Here is a 1,628-nt window from a genome sequence, read left to right on the forward strand (position 1 = left end):
CGCCGGCATCCGCACCCGCGTTCGCCCCCGCGTTCACGCCCGGCGGCAGCGCCGCGTCCACCCCGTCCACAGGCTCAGTCTAGGAAACCGATGCTGATAGCTAGCATGGTTACGGTGAGCATTCCCGACCTGTCACCCGAGCAGGAGGAGCTGTTCCGCCTCATCGAGGACACGCGCGAGCACGTGTTCGTCACGGGTCGCGCCGGCACCGGCAAGTCGACGCTGCTGCAGCATCTGGCGTGGCATACCGACAAGCAGATCGCGGTGTGCGCGCCGACGGGAGTCGCGGCGCTCAACGTCGAGGGCCAGACGATCCACTCGCTGTTCCGGCTGCCGATCGGACTCATCGCCGACAGCGAGCTGGAGCAGTCCGAGCCCGCCCGCCGCATCATGAACGCGATCGACACGCTCGTCATCGACGAGATCTCGATGGTCAACGCCGACGTCATGGATGCCATCGACCGCTCGCTCCGCCAGGCGCGCCGTCGCCGGTCGGAGCCGTTCGGCGGCGTGCAGGTCGTCATGTTCGGCGACCCGTACCAGCTCTCGCCGGTGCCGCCGCGCGGCGACGAGCTGCGGTACATCCGCGACCACTACCGGTCGTTCTGGTTCTTCGACGCGCAGGTGTGGGCGGGGCCGTCGACCGACGGGTCCGCGATCCGCTCCGACGGGCTCCTCGACCTCGGGCGGGTCGGGGCGCCGCTGCACATCCGAGAGCTGCGGGAGATCCATCGGCAGGCGGATGCCGACTTCAAAGCGATGCTCAACGCCGTGCGCCACGGCGTGGTGACGGCGGAGATCGCGGGCCATCTCAACGCGGCGGGCGCCCGTCCCGTGCCCCCGCCGGTCGACGGCGAACCGCCGATCATCACGCTCGCGACGCGCAACGACATCGTGAACCGGATCAACCAGCGGCATCTGGATGCGCTGACCGGTCCGGTGCAGACCGCGCGGGCGGAGATCAGCGGCGATTTCGGGCGCGGTGAGGCGTACCCCGCCGACACCGAGCTGCAGCTGAAGGTCGGGGCGCAGGTGATGTTCCTGCGCAACGATCTCGGCGGGGCGCGGGCCGACGGGCCGCGGTGGGTCAACGGCTCGATCGGCACGGTCAAGCGCATCGCCGGCGGGACCGTGCGGGTCGAGCTCGACGGCGAGGACGTCGACGTCGAGCCGACGGTGTGGGAGAAATATCGGTACGCGTACGACCCGGCATCCCGGAAGCTGACGCGCGACATCGTCGCGGAGTTCACGCAGTTCCCGCTGCGACTGGCGTGGGCGGTCACGATCCACAAGTCGCAGGGGAAGACCTACGATCGGGCGGTCATCGACCTCGGCTCCGGTGCGTTCGCGCCGGGGCAGACCTACGTCGCGCTGTCGCGGCTGACCTCGCTCGACGGGTTGTACCTGACCCGCCCGCTCCGGCCTTCGGACATCCTGGTGGACCCCGACGTGAGGCGGTTCATGGCAGGGGTCCGCGCTGCGGGTCGGTGACGTCGCCCGCCCGCCCCACCCCCCGCGAGAGAACAACTCGCCGCCGAGAGAACGGGTGTTGCCCGTATCCTCGGCGCCCGGTTGTTCTCTCGCGGTTGGAGCGCGGGCGGAGCGCGCGCGGCGCGCGCGGGCGGGGG

At 70.6% G+C, this 1,628-nt stretch carries 1 protein-coding gene; it reads left to right on the forward strand.

Annotation, left to right across the window (positions count from 1 at the left end; all coding sequences use genetic code 11):
* Positions 1-105 precede the first annotated feature (105 nt).
* The gene (locus WBP48_RS08840) at positions 106-1,491 is read left to right on the forward strand and encodes an ATP-dependent DNA helicase (protein WP_424439133.1); all 1,386 of its coding nucleotides are present in this window, start codon (positions 106-108) and stop codon (positions 1,489-1,491) included.
* The last annotated feature ends 137 nt before the right edge of the window (positions 1,492-1,628 follow it).

This window comes from Microbacterium sp., from assembly GCF_049661145.1.
In the GTDB taxonomy this organism is placed as follows: Bacteria; Actinomycetota; Actinomycetes; order Actinomycetales; family Microbacteriaceae; genus Microbacterium.

Coding starts and splice junctions, on each gene's coding strand:
- WBP48_RS08840 (WP_424439133.1), top strand. CDS start 106: ATGGTTACGGTGAGCATTCCCGACCTGTCACCCGAGCAGGAGGAGCTG.